Source organism: Bradyrhizobium sp. sGM-13 (genome assembly GCF_018398875.1).
GTDB lineage: Bacteria > Pseudomonadota > Alphaproteobacteria > Rhizobiales > Xanthobacteraceae > Bradyrhizobium.
Window position 1 is genome coordinate 63,068 of the sequence record NZ_JAGWDK010000024.1, and the last position, 19,561, is coordinate 82,628.

16 protein-coding genes are annotated in these 19,561 nt (G+C 63.7%); 10 read left to right on the forward strand and 6 right to left on the reverse strand.

Translation table 11 applies throughout. The annotated features are described in order from the left end of the window. Positions 1 to 159: 159 nt before the first annotated feature. From KJQ96_RS28800 to KJQ96_RS28820, 5 genes are all read right to left on the reverse strand, one after another. Entirely contained in the window at positions 160 to 360 is a 201-nt protein-coding gene (locus tag KJQ96_RS28800; RefSeq protein WP_213289750.1) for a hypothetical protein, read from the reverse strand. A 171-nt stretch (positions 361 to 531) separates the two neighbouring features. Then, positions 532 to 1,143 (reverse strand): sigma-70 family RNA polymerase sigma factor, encoded by a 612-nt coding sequence (locus tag KJQ96_RS28805; protein ID WP_028351895.1) that lies wholly within the window; start codon positions 1,141 to 1,143, stop codon positions 532 to 534. A 368-nt stretch (positions 1,144 to 1,511) separates the two neighbouring features. Further along, positions 1,512 to 2,249 (reverse strand): response regulator, encoded by a 738-nt coding sequence (locus KJQ96_RS28810; protein WP_213289751.1) that lies wholly within the window; start codon positions 2,247 to 2,249, stop codon positions 1,512 to 1,514. Next, positions 2,246 to 3,991, reverse strand: a complete 1,746-nt coding sequence (locus KJQ96_RS28815) for a DUF3369 domain-containing protein (RefSeq protein WP_213289752.1) — start codon at positions 3,989 to 3,991, stop codon at positions 2,246 to 2,248. The genes KJQ96_RS28810 and KJQ96_RS28815 overlap by 4 nt, the downstream gene beginning before the upstream one ends. Continuing rightward, the gene (locus KJQ96_RS28820; protein ID WP_213289785.1) at positions 3,961 to 5,967 is read right to left on the reverse strand and encodes a HAMP domain-containing sensor histidine kinase; all 2,007 of its coding nucleotides are present in this window, start codon (positions 5,965 to 5,967) and stop codon (positions 3,961 to 3,963) included. Before KJQ96_RS28820 ends, KJQ96_RS28815 begins: the two co-directional genes overlap by 31 nt. A gap of 638 nt (positions 5,968 to 6,605) precedes the next feature. On the opposite strand from KJQ96_RS28820, the gene ugpB reads away from it, so the two are divergent. The 10 genes from ugpB (at position 6,606) to KJQ96_RS28870 (ending at position 17,625) form a co-directional block, all read left to right on the forward strand. After that, the gene (gene ugpB / locus KJQ96_RS28825; protein WP_249734642.1) at positions 6,606 to 7,916 is read left to right on the forward strand and encodes a sn-glycerol-3-phosphate ABC transporter substrate-binding protein UgpB; all 1,311 of its coding nucleotides are present in this window, start codon (positions 6,606 to 6,608) and stop codon (positions 7,914 to 7,916) included. Positions 7,917 to 8,001: 85 nt separating this feature from the next. After that, the gene (locus KJQ96_RS28830; RefSeq protein ID WP_213289754.1) at positions 8,002 to 8,952 is read left to right on the forward strand and encodes a phosphotransferase; all 951 of its coding nucleotides are present in this window, start codon (positions 8,002 to 8,004) and stop codon (positions 8,950 to 8,952) included. Positions 8,953 to 9,182: 230 nt separating this feature from the next. After that, positions 9,183 to 10,805 (forward strand): ABC transporter substrate-binding protein, encoded by a 1,623-nt coding sequence (locus KJQ96_RS28835; protein ID WP_213289755.1) that lies wholly within the window; start codon positions 9,183 to 9,185, stop codon positions 10,803 to 10,805. 128 nt (positions 10,806 to 10,933) lie between these two features. Further along, positions 10,934 to 11,947 carry an ABC transporter permease gene (locus tag KJQ96_RS28840; protein ID WP_213289756.1) on the forward strand — a complete coding sequence of 338 codons (1,014 nt, stop codon included), beginning with the start codon at positions 10,934 to 10,936 and terminating at the stop codon, positions 11,945 to 11,947. 8 nt (positions 11,948 to 11,955) lie between these two features. Then, positions 11,956 to 12,855 carry an ABC transporter permease gene (locus KJQ96_RS28845; protein WP_213289757.1) on the forward strand — a complete coding sequence of 300 codons (900 nt, stop codon included), beginning with the start codon at positions 11,956 to 11,958 and terminating at the stop codon, positions 12,853 to 12,855. A 109-nt stretch (positions 12,856 to 12,964) separates the two neighbouring features. Next, positions 12,965 to 14,803, forward strand: coding sequence for an ABC transporter ATP-binding protein (locus KJQ96_RS28850; protein WP_213289758.1), 1,839 nt, complete (start codon positions 12,965 to 12,967; stop codon positions 14,801 to 14,803). A gap of 99 nt (positions 14,804 to 14,902) precedes the next feature. Next, entirely contained in the window at positions 14,903 to 15,088 is a 186-nt protein-coding gene (locus KJQ96_RS28855; RefSeq protein ID WP_213289759.1) for a DUF4089 domain-containing protein, read from the forward strand. A 7-nt stretch (positions 15,089 to 15,095) separates the two neighbouring features. Beyond that, positions 15,096 to 16,496, forward strand: coding sequence for an AtzE family amidohydrolase (locus KJQ96_RS28860; protein WP_213289760.1), 1,401 nt, complete (start codon positions 15,096 to 15,098; stop codon positions 16,494 to 16,496). Further along, entirely contained in the window at positions 16,496 to 16,924 is a 429-nt protein-coding gene (gene hpxZ, locus KJQ96_RS28865) for an oxalurate catabolism protein HpxZ (protein WP_213289761.1), read from the forward strand. The genes KJQ96_RS28860 and hpxZ overlap by 1 nt, the downstream gene beginning before the upstream one ends. Further along, the gene (locus KJQ96_RS28870; RefSeq protein ID WP_213289762.1) at positions 16,921 to 17,625 is read left to right on the forward strand and encodes a GntR family transcriptional regulator; all 705 of its coding nucleotides are present in this window, start codon (positions 16,921 to 16,923) and stop codon (positions 17,623 to 17,625) included. The genes hpxZ and KJQ96_RS28870 overlap by 4 nt, the downstream gene beginning before the upstream one ends. A gap of 125 nt (positions 17,626 to 17,750) precedes the next feature. Here KJQ96_RS28870 and atzF read toward each other — a convergent pair whose 3' ends face one another. Beyond that, positions 17,751 to 19,559 (reverse strand): allophanate hydrolase, encoded by a 1,809-nt coding sequence (atzF, locus tag KJQ96_RS28875; RefSeq protein WP_213289763.1) that lies wholly within the window; start codon positions 19,557 to 19,559, stop codon positions 17,751 to 17,753. Between the last annotated feature and the right edge of the window lie 2 nt (positions 19,560 to 19,561).

Here is a 19,561-nt window from a genome sequence, read left to right on the forward strand (position 1 = left end):
AGGCGAGAGTAGCCCATCGCGGCAGATTATTCGCGAGGAGCTACTCGCCGCAAAATTGCGTTCAGCGATCCTCCAAAGCAGAGCGACCCGGCTGGGGGGCATCCCGGCCGGGTCGTTGGAGGTCGCTTGGGAGTCTGTAGCTTGGGAGGTGGTAAGAATTCAGCGGGGGGTCTCGCTGTCGTAGGAGATCACACAGACCTCCTTGGGACTTTTGGTGCCGCAATCGACCACCTGTTCGCGCACGAACGTCGAACCGGTGTCGCGCTGAGCGCGAGGCTGGAGGTTCTGGGCCGACAGGGTGGCTAGCGTAGCGACGGCGCCGAGCGGGACGATGAAAAAGCGGAAGGACGGCTTCAGCAAGTTCGCTCTCCTGTTCGGCGTTGGCGTCGGTGATGATCGGTATAGGGGGTGAGTTTTTCCGGGTGATGTTGTGAAATGTTTCATTTGTTTCGTCGGAAGTAATCTTTGTCCGTCGAAACCGCCCGTTTTTGTGTCCCTAACTCCAATCTAACTATCTGAAATCGCTTATCTTTAGGCGGCGATGCTGTCCACGCCGGCGCCCTTAAGCAACTCGGCCAATTGTTTGCGGGCATAGAACATGCGGGTCTTCACCGTGCTCTGGGGGATACCGATGATCGCGCCGGCCTCTTCCACGGACTTCTCGTGGTAGTAGACCAGGTTGATGATCTCGCGATGCGCCGGCGACAGCTTGGCGACGCAGGCGCGCAGGATGGCGCTGGTGTTGTTGCGGTCAAGCGAGGCTTCCGGCGTGTCGGCCTCATCGGCGATCTCCAGCACGTCGTCCTGCTCGATGTCCTCATGCTTGCGCTGGCGCAGCGCGGTCAGCGCCTTGAAGCGGGCGATCGACAGCAGCCAGGTCGAAACCTGCGAGCGGCCCTCGAACTGGGTGGCGGTCCGCCACACGTCGAGGAACACCTGGCTGACGAGGTCTTCGGCCATCGTGGTGTCGCGCACCATGCGCAGCACGAAGCGGTAAACCCGGACGTTATGGCGGGAGTAAAGCACATGCATCGCCGTGCGGTCGCCCTTGGCAATACTCTGCAGCAGCATTTCGTCCGATGTCGCGCGGGCGGCGGCAATCGACTTCTTGGCTGCGGCGTTGATGGCGATGACGTTCGACATGACAGGCTCCCATTGCGCCACGAGGTGCGGCGTTCCGTTGGGAGAATTGTTAATGAGCCTCCGTTTCGGGATGTCTGCTCGAAAAGGGGAAAATGGTTTCGTGCGGGAGAGAAATGTTTCGTCGCAGGGCCCGTGACGAAACATTCGGGGATAAAAGGCCAGTAATTTCAATATGCGGAAAATTGGAAGAGATGAGATTTGGGTCCCCGGAACAAATCCCGTCGTCCCGGACAAGCGAGCGTAGCGGGCGCGATCCGGGACCCATCACCACCGAAGTTGATTGTCGAAATACGCTGGAGCCCCAGCCAGGCGAATTGCGGACGCCTGTGGTTATGGGTCCCTGCGTTCGCAGGGACGACCTAGAGCGCTCAGCTCTTCTCACCCGTCGGCGAGAACAGGTAGCCACCACCGCGGATGGTGCGGATCACGGCGGGCTTGGTGGGATCGATTTCGATCTTGCGGCGGATACGCATGATGCGCAGATCGACGGCGCGGTCGAAGGCTTCGGCGTCGCGCGCATTTGCCAACTCCAACAGCCGCTCGCGCGACAACACCCGCTTCGGATTCGCCGCGAACACTTTCAAGAGGCCGAATTCGGAAGCCGTCAGCGGATGCTCGTTGCCTTCGTCGTCGCGGAGCGCCTGGGCTTCGAGGTCGAGCCATTTGGTGCCGAACCGCACCAGTTGTTCCTTCTCCGCCTTGGCCGTCGCGGGCTCGGGCGTCGCCGCCTTGGGCGGCGTGCTGCGGCGAAGCACCGAGCGGATGCGCGCCATCAGTTCGCGCAGCTCGCAGGGCTTTGCGATGTAGTCGTCGGCGCCGAGTTCGAGGCCGACGACACGGTCGATCGGGCTCGCGGTCGCCGTCAGCATGATGACGGGGACGTTGATGCGGCTCTTGAGGTCGCGAATGATCGAAAGCCCGTCTTCCTCGGGCATGTTGAGGTCGAGCACGACGAGGTCGGGCACGGCGTTCTCGATCTCCTTGCGCAGGCTCTTTCCGCCGTCGCACAAGGTGACGCCGAAGCCGTGCATCTTGAGGTAATCGCCGACCATCTCGCGGGCCGGCGCCTCGTCGTCGACGATGAAGATATGCGGGCTCTGGGTCATGTCGTCACTGTCGCAGGCAGTGTAACCGTAAATGTCGATCCCTGCCCGGGTCCGGCACTTTCCGCAGTCACATGGCCGCCATGCATGTCGATAATACGTTTGACGATCGACAGGCCGAGGCCGGTCGAGCTTTCGCCGGCGGTCGGCTTGGCCGAGAGCCGCTGGAAGCGGCCGAACAGCCGGCCGAGATCCTCCGGCGAAAGGCCGGCGCCCTGGTCGGCGATGCGAATCACCGTGTCGCTGCCTTCATGGCTCACAGTGACCGTGATCTTGCCGCCGATCGGCGAATATTTGATGGCGTTGCTGACGAGGTTGTCGATCGCCTCGCGGATCCGGTCGGCGTCGCACATGGTAACGATGTTCGGCGGGGCTGATACCGTGACGGCCTGCTGCTTGTTCACGGCCGAGGGCAGGTTGGAATCGGCGACCTCGGTGACGAGCGCGGCGACATCGACCGGCTCGCGGCGGATGGTGATGTCGAAGGCATCCGCCATCGCATCCGAAATCAGGTGATCGACCATCGAGGTCAGGCGTTTGGTGGCATCCCTGATATGCTCGACCTGCGCGGTGACGTTCTCCTTCGGCGAGCCCGCGCCGATCAATTCGGTCAACATCTCGGTGCGGCCGAGGATCACGCCGAGCGGGTTCTTCAAATCGTGCGCCACGGTGCCGAGAATTTCGTTCTTGAAGCCGTTGGCGCGCTGCAGCCGCAGCCACTGCGCCGAAAGGCGGCGGTTGGCCTGCATCAGCGCGCGGGTGCGCTGGGCGACGCGGTCTTCGAGCTGGGTGTTGGCCTCATGCAGTTGGCGGTAGAGGATGACGTTGTCGAACGCGATCGACAGCCGGCTGGAGAAAATCTCGACCAGCGCGCGGTCGGTGTCGGAAAGCTGGCGCTCGGCCTGCAACAGCACCACCACTTCGCGGCCGCTGCCGGTGCGCAAATACAGCACGCTGCGGTGATCGGCGAATTCGTTCTTGCGGCGCTGGAAGGCGGCCTCCACCATTTGCCGCAAATCCGGATCCAGCGCCTTGGAGCTGGTCGTGCCGATGAACCGGCTGTAACAGCCCGAGCCCGCCAGCACCGAGAATTCGCTCCCCGGGGCGCCGTCGTCGCGCAGCACCAGAATGCCGGCGCAGTCGACATTGAGCAGCGAGGCGAGCTGCGTCAGCACGCCTTCCGCCAGCCGCTGCATCGATTTGAAGTCGTAGAGGGTCGAGGCGGCGTCGATAATGATTTCAAGCCCGCGCCTTGTCTGCACCATGCGCTCGAGCTGCTGGTAGCTGCGCAGCGCCGCGGTCAGCGAGGTGAACAGCTTGTCGGCTGTCAGCTCGGTCTTGGCCTTGTAGTCGTTGATGTCGTACTGGACGATGACGCGGCGCTCGGGCGCCTGCCCGGGCTGGCCGGTGCGCAGGATGATGCGGACGGTTTCGTTCTTGATCTCGTTGCGGATGTATTCGACCAGCTCCAGGCCCGCGACGTCGGTCTCCATGATGACGTCGAGCAGCACGGCCGCGACGTCCGGATTGTCGCGCATCAAGATGCGGCCTTCGGCCGCGGAATAGGCCGACAGGATCTCCAGGGTCGCGCCGTTGAGACTGTAGTCGCTGAGCGCAAAGCGCGTACCCTCGTGCACGGCGGCATCGTCGTCGATGACGGCGATCTTCCACTTGCGCGCGGACGAGTCCTCCGGAGCCATTCCGGTATCGTCGATCAGGTGGAGGACATCGTCCTGTTCGGCCATTGCGAGGTTCCGTCGGCTGCTGTCTGGTCTGTACTCGTGGATCCGCCAGTGGATACGCCTTTGGCGACTTTCGGCATGATAATGCGGAAGGTGGTGCCTTGTCCCAGCCTTGACTCCAGCATCATCCGGCCGCCGAGCTGTTGAGTGACAAGATTATAGACGATATGCAAGCCCAGTCCGGTGCCGCCTTCGTTGCGGCGCGTCGTAAAGAACGGGTCGAATGCCTGCCGTTGCACGTCCGGCGTCATTCCGGCCCCGTTATCGGCAAAAATAATCTCGACATCGTCGCTGCCGCGCGCCCGGGCCGAGATCGCGATCGCGCCGGAGCGGCCGTCGGCAAAGGCATGATTGGCGGCATTGAGGAAAAGATTGGTTAATATCTGGCCGTAGGAGCCGGGGTAGCCATCGATGACGAGCCCTTCCGGCACCTCGACCGACAGCGTGATCGCCGCCTTCTTCAACACCGGCCTTAAGCTCGCGACGATCTGGTCGGTGGCCTCGCTCAGGTTGAATTGCCGGCGCTCGGCGTGCGAGCGGTCGACCGCCACCTGCTTGAACGACTGGATCAGCTCGCCGGCGCGGTGCAGGTTCGCCACCAGTTGCCCTGCTGCGTCGCGCGAGCTCTTGACGAACTCGTCGAGCTTGGAGCGACGGAGCGGCTCGGTCCGCAACTCTGACTCGAAGGTTTCAGCCCGGCGCGCAAAGCTCGACGCCACCGTAAGGCTGATGCCGATCGGGTTGTTCACCTCATGGGCGACGCCGGCGACTAGCCCGCCGAGCGCCGCCAGCCGCTCGGCGTCAATCAGGTTCTGCTGCGCGGTGTTGAGCTCGAGCAGCGCGCTCTCGGCTCTTTCCTTCGAGGCGCGCAGTTCGTCCTCGGTCTTGCGCTTGGCGATGGCGTTTTCGCGGAAGACGTCCACCGCACGCGCCATGGCGCCGACTTCGTCCCTGGCCGTGGTGCCCTGCACGCGGCGATCGTAATTTCCCGACGTGATTGCATGCATCGCCGCCAGGATCTGCTGCAGCGGCAGACGGATCGAGAGCGCGATCAAGACGCCGGCGGAAAGGATGATGCCGAGGAACATCACGGCGATCGACAGCACCCGGCGCGAGATGCCTGACAGCGTCTTGTCAAACGTCTCCTGCGCCTTTTGCTCGCGCTGGCGCATCTTGTCCGATAGCTCGTCGATAACAGCAATAGCCTCGGCCTGGCTGGCATCGATGGTATTGCGCAACAGTTCGGTCCGGACCGCGAGTTGTTCGGTCAGTTTGGCCATGCCCTCGCGCAGCGCCACGGTCCGGGCCTGCAACCTCGTGAGCGCCATGCGCTGCAAATCATTATCTGCCAGATCGGTCATCACCGGGATGGTCTTCTCGATCGTCTCGGTATTCCTGCGGGCGTCCTCGGCGGAGCCTGAAGCGGGCGACAGGTAATATGCGTTGGCGGCAACCAGCATGGCCGTAAACGCCTCGCGCGATCTGCCGAGCGCGGGCCAGATCTGCGCGTCGCGATGTCCGGTGGCGCCTTCGATGATCGAATACAGCCCGGCCATTTCCCGGGCCGGTCCCAGCACCTGCTGCTCATAGGTCTTGGTGATGGTGGCCTGCACCGCGCGCAATTCGCCGAAGCCGTTGAGGAAACGGTCGGTGACCTGTTCGAGCCGCTCGACTGATCCCGATAGCATCGGGTCGTTCGAGGCGCGCGTTGTGAGCGTGCCCAGCACGGCCTCGCGCAGCAGCAGGATCTCGGCGAACAGCTCAGGGCTCGGCTGGTTGATGTAGCGGTGGATCAGGTTCTGCAGCCGGCTGGTTTCGCTTTCGAGGTGCGCCAGGATCTTGTCTGACTCCCGCACCTGCCGGACGTCGTCCCACGCAGAGCCCAGCACGTTGGCGCCGTTCCAGATCAAGACGGCGAGCACCATGACGACGGCGGAGTTCAATCCCGCGATCGACAGAATCCGCCATCGGATCGGCACCGCGCGGAGCCATTGGACGACGCGAAAGCGCCCGCGCGCGGCGAGGCTCGCCGGCCGTTGCGCTGGTCGCTGCTGTTGCGGCGCGCCGGTCAAATCCACTCCACTCTGCGAAGGCGCCCGACCAATAACGGCGCCACCGTCCCGATCAATGCAACGTTGGTACGGTGGAGATCCATCGCTCCGGTCCAGGTCTGTCCGGGACGGTCCTGTTCCGCGCCGAACGGGCGGGAATGGAACATTTCGACCCGATGCCTGTCGTTTCGGGGATCGGCGGCAGGGAATCCGCGCGCAAAAATGCCCGTTGAAACCGCCGTAAGCAACAGCGCGACAACAAGCACCAAGGTCCGCGAAAAGTTGGCGCGGCGATACACAGGCGACAAATCCCCTTAGAGATGGAGTCTGCAGCGGGGAGAAAAGGTTCAACGCAATTTTAGCAGAATTTGCCGATGCTTGGCTATTGGTAGCATGGCGGTGCGGGGCCTATCCTGGGGTTATCCTGATGCGCCGGCTGCAATCTTTAATTGTGCATTGCAGTGATGCCGGCGGATTGAAACCGCGGTCGCACGGATTTATGAGGGCGCGGCGAACGGGTACATCGCTCGCGCGGCAGAGCAGGGTGATCACCGGTGAAATCGGCCTTGAGGTTCTTGCAACTCGCAGCGCTCGCCGCCACGGCGCTTGCGTCCCCCGCCCACGCCGCCACCGAGATCATGTGGTGGCACGCGATGTCGGGGGAACTCGGCAAGCAGCTCGAGAAGCTGGCGGCCGATTTCAATGCATCGCAGTCCGACTACCGGATCGTGCCGACCTACAAGGGCAACTACACCGCGACGGTGACGGCGGCGATCTTCGCATTCCGATCGCGAAGCCAGCCGGCCATCGTGCAGGTCAACGAGATCGCCACCGCAACCATGATGGCGGCAAAAGGCGCGATCTATCCGGTGTTCGAATTGATGCGCGACCAGTCAGAGCCGTTCTCGCCGGAGGCCTATCTGCCGGCCATAACCGGCTATTATTCCGACGTCGCCGGCAACATGCTCTCGTTCCCGTTCAATGTCTCGACCCCGATCCTCTACTACAACAAGGATCTGTTCCGCGCCGCGGGCCTCGACCCTGAGGTGGCGCCGAAGACCTGGGTCGAGGTCGGCGCCGCGGCGAAGCGCCTGCGTGCGGCCGGCTCGCCCTGCGGGCTCACCACATCCTGGCCGTCTTGGGTCCATGTCGAGAATTTTTCCGCCTTCCACAGTCTGCCGCTGGCGACCCGGGGCAACGGCTTTGGCGGTCTCGATGCCGAGCTGACCTTCAACAATCCGGACGTGGTTCGGCACATCGCGCAACTCGCGGAGTGGCAGGCGACGAAAGTTTTCGACTATGGCGGCCGCGGGGAATTGGCCGAGCCGCGCTTTCAAAAGGGCGAATGCGCCATCTTCATCGGCTCTTCCGGGACACGCGCCGACATCAAGGCCAATTCCAAATTCGAGATCGGCTACGGCATGATCCCATACCGGCCCGATATCGCCGGCGCCCCGCAAAACTCGATCCTCGGTGGCGCCACGCTATGGGTGCTGCGCGACCGGCCGCGCGCCGAATATTCCGGGGTGGCGCGGTTCTTCGCCTATCTCTCCAAGCCCGAGGTTCAGGCCGCCTGGCACCAGAACACTGGTTATCTGCCGATCACCCGCGCCGCTTTCGATCTCACCCGCACGCAGGGATTCTACGATCGCAATCCGGGCACTGCGATCGGAATCGAGCAGATGACCCTAAAGCCGCCGACCGAGCATTCGAAGGGAATCCGGCTCGGCTCCTTTGTGCTGATCCGCGACGCCATCGAGGACGAGCTGGAGCACGTCTTCGGCGGCAAGCGCACTGCGCAAGCAGCACTCGACGCAGCCGTCGAGCGCGGCAACCGCCTGCTGCGCCAGTTCGAGCGGGCCAATCCGGATCGGTAATCTCATCGCCGTCATCGCGGGCCAACGGGTCGCGTGAATGCGCCCCGTTGGCCCGCAATGACGACAAACAAGGTTCAGTGCCCGCATGACCGCATCACTACCGACATTCACAGACTACGAGCCCTTCCGTGCCTTTCGCGCCGATCCGGCGCAATGGCTGCCGATCGCGCGCGATATCGCCCGCGGCCATGGCCTGGCGTGCGCAGCGCCGCACGTCTTCTCCACCGGCACCAATCTCGTCATTGCCCTCGACGAAAAGCTCATCCTCAAAATCTTCCCGCCATTTCTTCGCGCCCAATTCGTTTCGGAACGTGGCGCGCTCGCGCAGCTTCGCGGACGGCTTCGTGTCGCGATTCCCGAAATCGTCGTCGAAGGCGAGCGCGATGGCTGGCCATATCTCGTCATCACGCGGCTGTCAGGCGTGTTGGGCGCGGATGCCTGGCCATCGCTGCCGGAAGCGGACAAGGAGCGCGTGCTTGCCGAAGTTGGCGAGACCATCGCCGAGGTGCAGCGCGTCGCCGTTGGACCGCTCGCCTCGGTCGAGCCGGGCTGGGACATCTTCATGCGTGGACAGATCGAGGGATGCCGCGCCCGGCACGCGCGTCTCGGATTGCCGCAGAAATTTCTCGACGGCTTGGACGATTTGCTGCGCGATGCGAGCTCGCTCGTCGCGCTGGAGGGGCCAGCGGTGATCCTGACCGGCGAATACATTCCGGAGAACTTCCTGCTGAGCCGCAGCGGTCCGGGTTGGCATCTCGCGGGGCTGATCGATTTCGGCGACGTGATGACGGGCAGGCGCGAGTATGACCTGCTTGGCCCCAGCGCCTTCATGACCGCAGGCATGCCGCGGCGGGTGCGAAGCCTGTTCGAGGGTTTTGGATATTCAGCCGCGGATATCAATCGTGACCTGAAGCGGCGGCTGATGGTGCTGATGCTGCTGCACCGGGCCAGCGACCTCAGGAAGATCTGCATCGAGGGGTGGCAGGAGAGGGCCACTAACCTCTGCGAATTGCAGGATCTGCTCTGGCCAATCTGAGCGTCGCCCAGCAACGCGGCGCACAGGATTTCTGCTCATTTTATGAGCAAGTATGTATCTTTGTATGCAATCCATCGCTGTGCCGTATCCCGGACGCCGATTCGCTTCGGATGCATTCACCAGCAATATCAATAAGTTTGGTGTGAAAGTAAGCTTTCCTTAGGCATTGGCACGAACCTTGCGATTCCAGCTCCAAAGCCGTTTTCCCCTCGGGCGTTGGAGCATCACCCATGAAGCGTCGCGATTTCCTCAAATCCGTGTCGGGGCTTGCGGCTGCCGGCGCGCTCACGCCGGCCCCGGCGGTCTGGTCCTCCGCCAAGGCGCAAGCGCGGTCGGAAACGCTGCTCATCGTCTCCGAAAGCGGCCCCAACAATCTCGACATTCACGGCGTCGGCACCAACGTGCCCGGCTATGAGGTGTCGTGGAATTGCTACGACCGCCTGATCAGCCACGAGATGAAGAGCGGTCCGGGCGGCGTGCCGTATTACGACCGCGACAAGTTCAAGCCCGAGCTCGCCGAAGACATGAATGTCGGCGACATGTCGGTGACCTTCAAATTGAAGAAGAACGCGAAATTCCATGACGGCGCGCCGGTCACGGCGAAGGACGTCAAATGGTCGCTGGATCGCGCTGTCAGCGTCGGCGGCTTTCCGACGTTCCAGATGGGCGCGGGCTCGCTGACCAAGACCGAGCAGTTCGTCGTCGTCGACGACAGCACGGTGCGGATCGATTTCGCCAAGAAGGACCGCCTCACCATCCCCGATCTCGCGGTCATCGTGCCCTGCATCGTCAATTCCGAACTGGTGAAGAAGAGCGCCACCGAGAAGGATCCATGGGGTCTCGAATACACCAAGCAGCAGACCGCGGGCTCCGGCGCCTACAAGGTGGTGAAGTGGACGGCCGGCACCGAAGTCATCATGGAGCGCAACGACGCGTGGGCCGGCGGTCCCCTGCCGAAGGTCAAGCGCGTGATCTGGCGCATGGTGCCGCAGGCCGGCAACCGCCGCGCATTGCTGGAGCGCGGCGATGCCGACATCTCCTACGATCTGCCGAACAAGGATTTCGTCGAGCTGAAGGACAGCGGCAAGCTCAATATCGTATCGGTGCCGTATTCCAACGGCGTCCAGTATATCGGCATGAACGTCAAGATCGCGCCGTTCGACAACGTCAAGGTCCGCGAGGCCGTCGCCTGCGCGATTCCCTATCAGAAGATCATGGATGCGGTGCTGTTCGGCCTGGCCAAGCCGATGTTCGGCGCCGCAGCCGACAAGGCGACTGAGGTGGCCTGGCCGCAGCCGACCAAATACGTCACCGATATCGCAAAAGCCAAGGCATTGCTGGCGGAAGCCGGCCACCCCAACGGTTTTGAGACCACGCTGTCGTTCGACTTAGGCTTCGCCGGCGTCAACGAGCCGCTCTGCATTCTGGTGCAGGAGAGCCTGGCGCAAATCGGCATCAAGACCACGATCAACAAGATCCCCGGCGCCAACTGGCGCACCGAACTGAACAAGAAGGTGCTGCCGCTCTACACCAACGTGTTCTCCGGCTGGCTCGACTATCCCGAATATTTCTTCATCTGGTGCTACGACGGCAAGAATTCGATCTTCAACACCATGAGCTACCAGTCGAAGGCGATGGACGAATTCATCCACGGCGCCGTCGACGCCGCGGCAATCGGCAACGCCGCAAAGTACGATGCCGACGTCAAAGGCTTCGTCGACCTCGCCTTCAAGGACATCCCGCGCATTCCGCTGTATCAGCCCTACGTCAACGTCGCGATGCAGAAGAACGTATCCGGCTATCAATACTGGTTCCACCGGAGGCTGGATTACCGCGCGCTGGTGAAGGCGTGAATTGTCATGCTGCGTGCGAGTGAAACACTGGCTTGCTCCACTGTCTCTCCATCCAGTGAGGGACGCACCGGTCTCTCACTCCGAGCAGTGCGTGTGGCAGCGCCTTCTTCCATCGCCGGGAGCCGATCATGCTGACCATGATCGGCAAGCGGCTGATGTTTGCGATTCCTTCGCTCATCGGGGTCGTGATCGTCACGTTCCTGCTGACGCGCGCGCTGCCGGGAGACCCCGCCGCCTATTTCGCCGGGCCCGCGGCGAGCAAAGAAGCGATCGAGCAGATCCGCAAAAAACTCGGCTTCGACAAGCCGTTGATCGAGCAGTTCTTCCGCTACACCAACGATCTCGCGCATGGCGATTTCGGCAACTCGCTGACGACAGGCCAGCCGGTCGCCACCGAAATCCGCAACCGCCTGCCGGCGTCCGCCGAACTGACGCTGCTCGGCCTCATCGTCTCGATCACAATCGCGATCCCGCTCGGCGTTCTCGCCGCGACCCGCCCGGGCTCGTGGATCGATCACCTGTGCCGCGTCACCACGACAGCCGGCGTATCGCTGCCGGTGTTCTTTACTGGCCTCGTGCTGGTCTACGTGTTCTATTTCAGGCTCGGCTGGTCGCCGGCGCCGCTCGGCCGGCTCGACGTGTTCTACAGCGCGCCGCCGACCGTGACCGGTCTCTATCTCATCGACGCCCTGATCGCGCGCGAGTTCGAGACGTTTCGCTCGGCGCTGAGCCAGCTCATCCTGCCGGCGGCAACGCTGGCGATCTTCTCGCTGGCGCCGATTGCGCGCATGACGCGAGCCTCGATGCTGGCGGTGCTGGCCTCCGACTTCGTCCGCACCGCGCGCGCCAGCGGGCTTTCTCCGTCGACCGTGATCGTCACCTACGCGTTCCGCAACGCGATGCTGCCCGTCATCACCACGCTCAGCATGGTGTTCTCGTTTCTGCTCGGGGCCAACGTGCTGGTCGAGAAGGTGTTCGCCTGGCCCGGCATCGGCTCCTACGCGGTGGAAGCGCTGATCTCGTCGGACTTCGCGCCGGTGCAGGGTTTCGTGCTGACCATGGCGGTCATGTACGTGCTGCTCAATCTGGTCATCGACATTCTCTACGGCGTGATCGATCCACGCGTGCGGCTTGAGGGGTGAGGTTGGACATGAGTAGCGTTGCGCCTGCCGCTGAACCTGCTGCTCCCGCCCGCACCTCGGGTTTGGCAGCGATGTTCGAGCATATCAGCTACGTGCTCGGCGAGAACCGTGTCACCGCCTTTGCTTTCGGCTTGCTCGTCATCATCCTGTTTGCCGCGATCTTCGGCCCCTACATCGTTCCCTACGATCCGCTCGCCAGCGATACCGCCGCGGCGCTGAAACCGCCGTCGGCGGCGCACTGGTTCGGCACTGACCAATTGGGCCGCGATATCTTCAGCCGCGTCATCGTCGCCACAAGGCTCGATACCTTCATTGCAGTCGCCTCGGTGGCGCTGGTGTTCCTGATGGGCGGACTGGCTGGCATCGCCGCCGGCTATTTCGGCGGCTGGACCGACCGCATCGTCGGACGCATTGCTGACACCATCATGGCGTTTCCGCTGTTCGTGCTGGCAATGGGCATCGTGGCGGCACTCGGCAATACCGTGCAGAACATCATTATCGCCACCGCGATCGTGAACTTTCCGCTCTATGCCCGCGTCGCCCGCGCCGAAGCCAACGTACGCCGCAACGCCGGCTTCGTGCAGGCGGCACGGCTGTCAGGCAATGGCGAGATGCGGATTCTCCTGGTGCACATCCTGCCCAACATCATGCCGATCATGATCGTGCAGATGTCGCTGACAATGGGCTACGCCATTCTCAACGCCGCCGGACTTTCCTTCATCGGCCTTGGCGTGCGACCGCCGACGGCGGAATGGGGCATCATGGTCGCGGAAGGCGCCACCTTCATGGTGTCGGGCGAATGGTGGATCGCGCTGTTTCCGGGCCTGGCGCTGATGATCGCGGTGTTCTGCTTCAATTTGCTCGGCGACGGCCTGCGTGACATCGTCGATCCGCAGCGGAGGACGTGATGGCTGGTTCAAGATCTGCTCGGCTCGGCCCGCGCAAGGGGGATGCGACAGGGGTGCTGACCGTTCTACTTTGCATGGGGTTGTTTTCGAGATTTTTGCGGAGGTCGTCATGACGGCCCAGCCTCTGCTCGACGTCCACGACCTCACCGTCGAATTCACCACCCGGCGCGGCATCGTCAAGGCGGTACAGCACGTCAACATCTCAGTCGGCAAGGGCGAGACGCTCGGCATCGTCGGCGAATCCGGCTCCGGCAAGTCGGTGACATCCTATGCCGTGATGCGGATCCTCGACCGCGCCGGCAGGATCGCCGACGGCTCGGTGATGTTTTCCGGCATCGACGTCAAGGCCGCGAGCGAAAACGAGATGCGCGATCTGCGCGGCCGCGAAATCTCGATGATTTTCCAGAACCCGCGCGCGGCGCTGAACCCGATCCGGAAAGTCGGCGACCAGATCGAGGACGTGCTGCGCCAGCATGTGCAGAGCGCAGCCAGCGATCGCGGCGAGAAGGCGATCGAGGCGCTGGAGCAGGTCAAGATTGCCCGCCCGCGCGAGCGCTATCATGCCTATCCGTTCGAGCTTTCCGGCGGCATGTGCCAGCGCGTCGTGATCGCGCTGGCACTGGCCTGCAATCCGCAGCTTTTGATCGCGGACGAACCGACGACGGGACTCGACGTCACGACGCAGAAGGCGGTGATGGATCTGATCGTCGAGCTGACGAAGCGGCGGCACATGTCGACGATCCTGATCACGCACGATCTAGGCCTCGCCGCCGCCTACTGCGACCGCGTGGTGGTGATGGAGAAGGGCCGAGTGGTGGAGACCGCGAAGTCGGCGGACATCTTTGCAAAGCCCGAGCACGCCTACACCAAGAAGCTGATGCGCGCGACTCCGCGGATCGGCGTGTCGTTGCGGGATCTGCTTCCCGAAGACGAGGCGGCGGTCTCTGCCTCTCCCCGCACGCGGGGAGAGCATAGGCTGCCTTCGGCGGCCGTACTTGAAGAACGCCGAGGCGAAGCCTCGGCTATGGCGCGAAGCGCGGCGGGTGAGGGGGACTCTCCGCAGACTGCGCTCGCTGAAACAGCCCCTCACCCCGCAGGCGGGGAGAGGGAGCAGAAACCCCTCCTCCTCGTCGAAAAGCTGGTGAAAGAGTATCCGCGTCAGGGCGCAGGCGCGGTGCTGTCAAAACTGTTCTCCCGCAAGCCGCCGGTGGAGGCGGAAGTCTTCCGCGCCGTTGATGGCATCAGCTTCACCGTCGGCCACGGCGAGAGCGTTGGCCTCGTCGGCGAGTCCGGCTGCGGCAAATCGACGACGTCGATGATGGTGATGCGGCTATTGGACCAGACCTCCGGCCGCATCGTCTTCGATGGCGAGGAGATCGGCGCCATCCTGCCGCAGGCCTTTGCGCGGCTGCCGCTACGCAAGAGCATCCAGATGGTGTTCCAGGATCCGACCGACAGCCTCAACCCGCGCTTCACGGCGGCACACGCCATTGCCGATCCGCTTCTGCAGCTCGGCGACATCAGGGGGCGCAACGCGCTGCGCGCCCGCTGCGAGAAGCTCGCCGGTCTGGTCGGCCTGCCCGTAGATCTGCTCGATCGTTTCCCGCATCAATTGTCCGGCGGCCAAAAAGCCCGCGTCGGCATCGCGCGCGCGATCGCGCTGCATCCGAAACTCGTGATCCTTGACGAGCCGACGGCGGCGCTCGACGTCTCCGTGCAGGCCGTCGTGCTCAATCTGCTGCAGGATCTGAAAGCGTCGATGGGCATGAGCTATTTGTTCGTGTCGCACGATCTGAATGTGGTGCGTCTGCTTTGCGATCGTGTCATCGTGATGCGGACGGGGCGAATCGTCGAGCAGGGTCCATCCGAACGCGTGCTCGGCGATCCGCAGGACGCCTACACCAAGGAATTGCTGACGGCGATCCCGCATCCGCCGTTGCCTGTTTAGTTTGTCATGCCCCGCGAAGGCGGGCATCCAGTACTCACCGATGCCGGTGGGTACTGGATCGCCCGGTCAAGCCGGGCGATGACCAAGAGGGAGAGAGCCATGACGACTGAGAATCCCCTGGACAATTACATCGATGCCGTCGCCAAGGCGCTGGCGCTGCCGGTCGAAGAAGCCTGGCGTCCCGCCGTGCGGGCGAATCTCGAAGTGTCACTGAGGCTGGCGCGGCTGGTCGACGAATTCCCGCTGCCGGACGAGACCGAGCCGGCCAGCGTCTACACAGCGTGATAAGGCCATGACCGTGAACAGTGACGGGCTATCGGCCCAACAAATCGCGCAGGCCGTCGCAGGCGGCAAGCTGTCCGCAATCGACGCGACCGAAGCCGCACTGGCGCGAATCGCCAAATATGATTCCGTGCTGAACTCGTTTACCGACATCACCGCCGATCGCGCGCGCGCGAAAGCCCGTGCGGTCGGTGCCGCCGTCGCCGCCGGTCAGAAGGTCGGTCCGCTCGCCGGCGTTCCCTTCGCGGTGAAGAACCTGTTCGACGTGAAGGGTCTCGCCACCCGCGCCGGATCGAAGATCAACCGCGATCTCGCCCCGTCACCGCGCGACGCCACGCTGATCGAGCGCATGGAAGCGGCCGGCGCCGTGCTGGTCGGCGCGCTCAACATGGGCGAATACGCCTATGACTTCACCGGAGAGAATGTGCATGACGGCCCGTCTTGCAATCCGCACGATCCGACGCGGATGACGGGCGGTTCGTCGGGCGGCTCTGGCAGTGCGGTCGGCGGTGCGCTCGTTCCGATCGCGTTGGGGTCGGACACCAATGGATCGATCCGCGTGCCGTCGTCGTTCTGCGGCGTCTTCGGCCTGAAGCCGACCTATGGCCGGCTGTCGCGCGCCCGCTCGTTTCCCTTTGTCGCAAGCCTCGATCATCTGGGTCCCTTGGCGCGTAATGTCGGCGATCTCGCGCTGGCCTATGATGCCATGCAGGGCCCCGACGCCGACGACGCCGCTTGCACGACACGGCCGGTCGAACCGGTTGCGCCGCTATTGGCGAAAGGCGTCGACGGCCTGCGGGTCGCGGTAGCCGGCGGGTATTTTCAGAAGAACGTCTTTCCGGAAGCGGTCGAGGCCGTGGCGCGCATCGCCAAGGCGCTGAACGCGACCAAGACGGTCGAAATTCCCGAAGCCGCGCGCGCCCGCGCCGCGGCTTACGTCATCACCACGACGGAGGGCGCGTCACTGCATCTCGATCGCCTGCGCCAGCGTCCGAACGATTTCGATCCCGCGGTGCGCGACCGCCTGATTGCGGGCGCGATGGTCCCGGCGCCGCTGGTCGACCGCGCGCAGAAATTTCGCCGCTGGTTTCGGGCAAGGGTGTTGGAGCTGTTCCAATCGGTGGACGTGATCATCGCACCGGCGACGCCCTGCATCGCGCCCAAGCTCGGCCAGGTAACCTTTACGCTCGACGGCGTCGAACTACCGGTGCGCGCCAATATCGGCATCCACACCCAGCCGATCTCGTTCATCGGCCTGCCCGTAGTGGCGGTGCCGGTACCGCTGGAGCCGATGCCGATCGGCGTCCAGATCATCGCCGCGCCGTGGCGGGAAGATATCGCCTTGCGGGTTGCGCATGCACTGGATCGGATGGGCGCCGCCGCGGCACCTGCGCCGAGAGGATTATCGTGATGGAGATCGATCTGCCCGAGGTAGTGGCCGAAGTCACCGCGCAGTTTGCACGCTACGAAAAGGCACTGGTGTCGAACGACGTCGCGGTGCTGGACGAATTGTTCCGCAACGATCCCCGCACGCTGCGCTATGGCATCGGCGAAAATCTCTACGGCTACGACGCCATCATGGCGTTCCGCGCCGCGCGCTCGCCGGTCGGGCTGATGCGGCGAACCGACAAGACGGTGATCACGACCTATGGCCGCGATACCGCCGTTGCCTCCACGCTGTTCTATCGCGACGGCGCACCCGGAAAGGTCGGGCGGCAGATGCAAACCTGGATACGGTTTCCCCAAGGTTGGAAGATCGTAGCGGCCCATGTCAGCATCATCGACGAGCCCAAATCTTCTGAGCAAAAGTCTTCCAAGCAAACGGATCAAAAGGCATGAGTCTGGAAGATCGGCCGGAAGCCACGGTTCGCCGTGTCGATCGCCCTTCGCCGCAGCGGGACAAGGTCACGCGCGCGGAAGAACTGCGGCTGCAGCTTGCCGATGAGATCGTGCGCGGCGTGCTGCCGCCTGGATCGGCGCTTGATGAGACCGATATCGCCCGGCGCTTTGCCGTGTCGCGCACGCCGGTGCGCGAAGCGTTGCGACAGCTCGTGGCGAGCGGCCTGGTGGAGGCGCGGGCCCATCGCGGCGCGGTGGTGGCGCAGCCCTCGCTGGACCGCCTGACCGAAATGTTCGAAGCGATGGCGGAGCTGGAAGCATTGTGCGCAGGCCTTGCGGCCGAACGGATGCCGCCGGGGGACCGTCAGAAGCTGGAGGCGATCCATGAAGAATTGCGGGTGCTGAGCCATGCTGGCAATCCCGAACGCTTTCACGCGGTCAACGAGCGCTTTCACAACGCGATCTATGCCGGTTCGCAGAACAGCTACATCGCCGAGATGACGCTGGCCACAAGGGTGCGCGTGCAGCCATTCCGCCGCGCCCAATTCCGCAATCTCGGGCGGCTGGCAAAATCGCACGCCGAGCACGACCGCGTCGTGGTCGCGATCATGCGCGGCGACAAGGCGGGCGCTGCGGCCGCGATGCGCGCGCATATCGAACTGGTGCGCGGGGAGTACGAGATCTACGCGGTGTCGGTGTAGGGCTTCGCCGCTTGCGCAAGACCGGTAGGGTGGGCAAAGGCGCTCAAGCGCCGTGCCCACCATCTTTCCGCTGCTGCATTTGATGGTGGGCACGCTTCGCTTTGCCCACCCTACGAGATGACGGCTTATACAGCCGTCTTCTCCGCCATGAAAGCGCGCCAGCCGCCATAGGATGAAATATCGCGCGCGCCGTCGATCGCGGCAGGCTCGACCAGAAATCCCTTTACGCCCCTTCCGTCGGCGAGCCGGATCGTGCCGATCCCGAGCGGCGGCGGGATTGCGGCTACGAATTTGCCGAATGCTGTCGCCGACAGCGCCCAAAGCTCGAGCTTGATCGAATTGCCTGCGCCTTGCTCCACGCGCAGCATGCCGGGTTTCGGCGGCACGGTGTCGAGCGCGTAGAGCTTGTAGTCCGGCGCGGTCGTGGCCGCCTCGATCAGGCGTCCACCGAACGCCTGCAGCTCGCCATTGAGCGCCATGCCGGAGAGATGCGCGCCGACCACTGCGAGGGTGATTTCATCGCCGCTCGCGGCTGCCGGCAACGAAGCGAGCGGCGGCTGCATCAGCCCCTTGGCTCCCATTTTCAGTTGGGTGTCGGCATGAAACACGCGGCCGATGCTGGCGAGCTGTGGGTCGCGTCCCGAGGGCGCCAATAGCGTGATGCCGAACGGGATGCCGTCGGGCCGCATCGCGGCCGGCAGCGCAAGTCCGCAGAGATCGAGCAAATTCACAAAATTGGTGTAGGTGCCGAGCCGGCTGTTGAGCTCGATCGGATCGGCCAGCACCTGCGCGGTCGAATAGGCAGTCGGCGCCGTCGGCAGCACCATCGCGTCGAAATGAGTAAAGGTCCGCTCGGCTGTGCGCCGCAGCGCCTGCAGCCGATAGAGTGAGGCAAAGGTGTCAGCGGCGGTCAGCCGCGCGCCGGCGGCGGTGATTTTGCGGGTCACCGGATGAATCGAATCCGGCGAGGATGTGAGGAGGTCGCGGATGACAAGGTATCGCTCGGCGACCCACGGCCCCTCGTAGAGCAGCCGCGCGGTTTCATAAAACGGTTCGAGGTCGAATTCGACCAGCGTGGCGCCGAGCGCCGTCCAGTGCTTGAGCGCCTCGTCATAGGCTTTCTCGCAAGCCGCGTCGCCGAAGAAGATCAATTGGCCATTGCGCGGCACCCCGAGCCGGAGTTTTTCGGGAAATATCGACATCGGTCCTAGCGGCCGGTCGCGCGAAAACGGATCGGCACTGTCGGCGCCCGCCATCGCAGCCAGCGCGGTCATCGCATCGTCGACGGTGAGCGAGAACACAGAAATGCAGTCCAGCGTGCGGCAGGCCGGGACCAGCCCGGCGTTGGAGATCAGCCCGAGGCTCGGCTTCAGTCCTACGATGTTGTTGAGCATCGCCGGCACGCGGCCGCTGCCTGCGGTGTCGGTGCCGAGCGCCAGCGGCACGAGGCCGGCGGAAACCGCGACTGCCGAGCCCGAACTCGACCCACCCGGCACGAGATCGGCGCGGATCGGATTGACGGGAATGCCATAGGGCGAGCGGACGCCGACCAGGCCGGTCGCGAACTGGTCGAGATTGGTCTTGCCGATGATGATGGCACCGGCCGCGCGCAGTTTTGCGACTGCCGTGGAATCCTGCGTGGGCGAATAGGAAAAGGCCGGGCAGGCGGCCGTGGTCGCTAAGCCCAGCGCATCGATATTGTCCTTGGCTGCAACCGGGACGCCAAGCAGCGGAAGCAATGCCGCATCTTTCGAGGCCAGCGCTTCGGCCTCCGCCACCGCATCCTTCTCGTCGCGCAGGCTGATGAACACGGCGGGATCATTATGGTCACGGATGCGCTGATAGCTGCGGGCGACGGTTTGCGCCGGGGTGATAGTGCCGGCGCGGTGCGCGGCGACGATGGCGGCAACGGTTTCAGGCGCGTCGGACTCCATGG